At 76.5% G+C, this 4,510-nt stretch carries 3 protein-coding genes and 1 pseudogene; 1 reads left to right on the top strand and 3 read right to left on the bottom strand.

Features of this window, described 5'->3' with window-relative positions; genetic code table 11:
- Window positions 1-114: 114 nt before the first annotated feature.
- On the bottom strand, window positions 115-1,890 hold the full coding sequence (locus CTKZ_RS16555; protein WP_124343976.1) for an Ig-like domain-containing protein: 1,776 nt from the start codon (window positions 1,888-1,890) through the stop codon (window positions 115-117).
- Between the two features lie 192 nt (window positions 1,891-2,082).
- On the opposite strand from CTKZ_RS16555, the gene CTKZ_RS16550 reads away from it, so the two are divergent.
- Entirely contained in the window at window positions 2,083-2,832 is a 750-nt protein-coding gene (locus CTKZ_RS16550) for a type 1 glutamine amidotransferase (protein ID WP_124343975.1), read from the top strand.
- 144 nt (window positions 2,833-2,976) lie between these two features.
- Here CTKZ_RS16550 and CTKZ_RS16545 read toward each other — a convergent pair whose 3' ends face one another.
- Entirely contained in the window at window positions 2,977-3,753 is a 777-nt protein-coding gene (locus tag CTKZ_RS16545; protein ID WP_124343974.1) for a PspA/IM30 family protein, read from the bottom strand.
- 117 nt (window positions 3,754-3,870) lie between these two features.
- Window positions 3,871-4,510, bottom strand: a pseudogene (locus CTKZ_RS22065) (TPM domain-containing protein); the annotation flags it as partial.

Below are 4,510 nucleotides of genomic sequence, written 5' to 3'. Positions count from 1 at the left end.
CGCCGTCGACCGGCCGCAGGCACGGACCGCCCCCACGACGCCGGACGACGGCGCGCGACGTGCTGCCGCGCACCGCCGTCCGGGTGGTGCTGGGTGCCGGGGCCCCGGCCGGGGTCAGCGTCGCGCGCGGACCCGCGGTGCGGCGACCATCGCCGCGCCCGCGACGAGCAGCGCGGCGACGAGACCGAGCAGGCCGGCCGGGTCGGCGCCGGTGCTCGCGAGCCGGGTCCCCGACGACGTCCCGGCGGCCGCGACCGTCAGCTCGATCTGCGCCGTGCGCTGCGACGTCGTACCGGTCGCGACGACGTGGTGCAGGCCTGCGGCCGTGCCTGCGGGGACCGCCGTGACCAGCGTGGCGACCCCGGAGGCGTCCGCGACGGCCGTGCCGAGCAGCACCGGCTCGGAGTGCAGGTGGAACTGCACCGTCTCCCCGGGCAGGAAGCCGCGCGCCACGAGCGTGACGGACCCGCCCGGGGTCGTCGACGAGGTCGAGCCGGCGAGCGCCGGGACCGGTGCGGGCGTCGGCACGACGGGCGTGGGGGTCGGCGTCGGGGCGGACGGCTGGGGGTCGGGCGTGACGACCGGGACCGTGACGGTGAGCGCGTGGTAGGTCGAGTCGGCCTGCGCGTAGACGCCCTGGGTGCTCGAGCCCGAGTAGTGCGCGAGGACCGTGTACGAGCCGGCGGCGAGCGCGGGAGTCGTGACCTCGACGCTCCCGTCGACGAGCGTCGCGTTCACGTGCAGGAGGTAGTGCTCGTCGGCGTCGAGCACGATGAGCTGGACGTCGCCCTCGGGCGTGACGGCCTCGCTGTGCGGCCCGACGACCGTGACGGTCGCCGTGACCGGACCGGCGACGACGGTCGACGGCACGTCGACGGTCACGACGGGACGGGGCGCGACGTGCTCGGCGACGACGAGCGTCTGCGCGGCCGACGTGGCACCGCCGTGGACGCCGTCGCCCGAGTAGGTGGCGGTGACGCCCGTGAAGGTGCCCGCCGGGAGCGGCAGCGTGAGCTCCGCGACGCCCGAGACGACCGGGGCCGAGCCGAGCGAGTCGTCGTCCCACGTGAACGCGACCGTCCCGCCGGGGGCGGCCAGGCCGTCCGTGCCGGTGACGTCGGCGCGGAGCAGGACGGGGGCGGCGTCGGTCGCGGTGGTGGGCAGGGTCAGCGTGACGCCGGCCTCGGCCAGCACGTGCACGGGCGAGCCGGCCGACGCGGAGGTCGCGAGCCCCGACGCACCGAGGTAGCGCGCGGAGACGCTGCGGTGGCCGGGTGCCGGCGCCCCGAGGTCCGTCCGGGCCTCGCCGTGCGCGTCGACCGCGACGGGCGCGCCCACGTCGACGCCGTCGACGGAGAACTGGACGGAGCCGGTGGTGACCGCACCGCCGCTCGTGGCCACGGTGGCGACGGCCGGCAGCGTGGCGGGCAGCGTCACCGACGGGGCGACCGCGACCGCGGTGGTCGTCGCGACGACCGGTGCGGCGACCGAGATCGGGAAGCGGCCGGACGACACCCAGGTCTCGCGACCGTCGCCGTCCTCGTACCCGCACCTCACGTCGACGTAGCCCGCGGGCGCGGGGGAGGAGAACCAGACCGAGCCGCTGTAGACCATCTGCGCGTCCGCGAGGACGCCGTGCGCGGTCTTGAGGATGCCGCTGCCCTCCGACGTCACCCAGGACGCGATCGTCCACGGCTGGTCCTCGACGAACGGGCAGACCACCGTCACCGGGATGGTCGTCTGCACCGCGCCCGTGGCGGGGACGTCGGCGACCGGGTAGCCGTCGGGCACGGCGCTCGCGGGCGCGGACAGGCCGACGGCGGCGGCCAGGACGAGCGCGGCGGTCGTCGCGACGGCGCGCAGCCGTCGGGGGAGGGAAGGACGCAGCACGGAGAGACCTCTCGGGTGCGGGGGACGAGGACGACGCCTCTTTCCCGACGCCGCTCGTCCCATCGGCGCACCGCGACCAGGCCTGAGGGGGTGGAACCTGCGACGCGCGTCACGTGCTGACGTGGGCCGACGCCCCGGACGGTCCACAGGGCCCGGGTGAGGCGGGTCGCGCAGCGGGTACGGTGCTGCCTCGTGACTGCCACGTCCCCCCACGCCCCGGTGCTCACGGTCGTCCAGCTCGACGCCGGTGTGCCGCTCGACCGCTTCGCCGGCTGGCTCGACGGTGTCGAGGTGCGCCTCGTGCGCGCCGACCTCGGCGACCCCCTGCCCGCGGCCGACGCCCTGGACGGCCTGCTCGTCCTCGGCGGCCAGATGTCCGCACTCTCCGACGACGCGCCCGGCATCCCGGCCACCCGCGCGCTGCTCGCCGACGCCGTGCAGGCCGGTGTCCCGACACTCGGGATCTGCCTCGGCGCCCAGCTGCTCGCGGTCGCGACGGGCGGCCGCGTGCACGTCGCCGCCCCGCCCGGCCGCGAGTCGGGCGTCGTCGACGTGCGCTGGCGCCCCGAGGCCGTCGGCGACGCGCTCGTCGGTGCGCTCGTGGACGTCGACGTGCCCGAGGACCACCGCTCGACCCCGATGCCGAGCATGCACGCCGACGCGATCGTCGACCTGCCGCGCACCGCGACGTGGCTCGCGCACTCGCGCCAGTACCCCTACCAGGCGTTCCGCGTCGGGTCGGCGTGGGGCGTGCAGTTCCACCCCGAGGCGTCGCCCGCGACGCTGCACGCGTGGGCCGAGCTGCACGACGACGTGGACACCGCCGCGGTCGACGTCGCGACGGCCGAGCACGACGCGTCCGTCGCGCGGGCAGGGGAGACGATCGCCCGCACGTTCGCGGCGCTCGTCGTGGCGCGTGCCGGAGACCGCACGCCCGCCTGACGCCCCCCGGCGACGGCCCGCACGAGGGCGTCGTACGACGAAGACCGCCCCGACGACGCGGACGACGACCGCACGACGACGGCCGGCCCCCATCCGGGGAGCCGGCCGTCGTCGTGCGTGCGGTGCCGCGAGCGGACCGCGGCGTCACTGCTCGGGCGCGGCCTCCAGCTGCGGCGTGACCGGCGTCGTGCCGAGCGCCTGCGGCGCGCTGCCCTGCTTGAGGGCCGCGAGACGCGCTTCGACCTCGATCTGCGCGCCCGACGCCTCGAGCTCCGCGAACTGCGCGTCGATCGACGACGCGGCCAGCTCGGCCTGGCCCATCGCCATGGCCTCCTCGCGGCGGACCTTCTCCTCGAACCGCGCGAGCTCGCTCGTCGGGTCGAGCACGTTGATCGACGAGATCGCGGTCTGGACGGTCTGCTGGGCCTGCGCCGACTTCTGCCGGGCGACGAGCGTGTCGCGCCGCGTCTTGAGCTGGCCGAGCTTGTCCTTCATGAGCGCCAGGCCGGACTTGAGCTTCTCGACGGTCTCGCGCTGCGACGCGATGAGCGGCTCCGCCTCGCGGACCTCGCCCTCCGCCTGGATCTGCTTGCCGAGCGCGACCTTGGCGAGGTTGTCGAAGCGGTCGGCCTTGACGGCGTCGCCCGCGGCACGCGCCTGGTCGGCGGCCGTCGACGCGGCGAGGGCCTTGCCGCCCCACTCGCGCGCCGCGGCGACGTCCTCGTTGTAGTCCTGCTCCGCGAGCCGCAGGTTGCCGATCGTCTGCGCGATGGCCTGCTCCGCCTCGGCGATGGAGTTGGTGTAGTCGCGGACCAGCTGGTCCAGCATCTTCTGCGGGTCCTCGGCCTGGTCGATCAGCGCGTTGATGTTCGCGCGCGCCAGCTGGGTGATCCGCCCGAAGATGCTCTGCTTCTCGGTCATCGCCGTGCCTTCCCTCGCTCCGTGGTCGTGCCGTGGTCCTGCGCTGCCTGTCGTGCTCGTCCTGCGCCGTCGCCCGCCCGCGGGCGTCGGCCCTCGGCCGGGTCGTGGCTCGTGGGGTCAGAAGCCGCCGCCGAAGCCGCCGTCCCCGAACCCGCCGCCGTCGAAGCCGCCCCCGCCGCCGCCTCCTCCGCCGCCACCCCAGCCGCCGCCGCCGCGCAGGATCGAGTCCAGCAGGATGCCGCCCAGCACCATCCCGCCGACGCCGTTGAGGCCGCCGCCCGTGCCGCGCTGGCCCGTCGACTGGTAGCGGTAGGCGTCCGCCTGCTCGACGTCGGCCTGCGCGAGGTACTGCGCGTCCGCGACGAGCTGCTCGGCCTTGCGAGCCGACTCGAGCGCGGCCTCGGGCTCGGTCCCGGCCTGGTCCTCGGCCTGCCGGTACCACCGCTCCGCCTCGGCGAGCCGCGTCCGTGCCTCGGGCCCGACGGCACCGCGGCGGGTCGCGACGAAGTCGCTGGTCGCGCGCAGCGCCGAGCGCAGCCGGCCGAGGGTCTCGTCGAGCAGGCTGCGCGCGCGGTCGGCACGCTCACGGGCCTCGCGCAGCGGCGCCAGGGCCGCGTCGATCGCGGCCTCCGCCTCGGTGATGGTGCGCAACGCGGCGAGCGGGTCGCCCGCGCCCGTCCGGGCGGACTGCGCGGTGGCGATCGCGGCCTGCGCCGCCGCGACGCGCGGTGCGACCTCGGGGCGGCCGGGGCCGAGC

This window comes from Cellulomonas algicola (assembly GCF_003851725.1).
GTDB classification, from domain to species: domain Bacteria; phylum Actinomycetota; class Actinomycetes; order Actinomycetales; family Cellulomonadaceae; genus Cellulomonas; species Cellulomonas algicola.
Note: the sequence above shows the minus strand (reverse complement) of the source record. Positions and strands in the feature narration are given on the sequence as shown.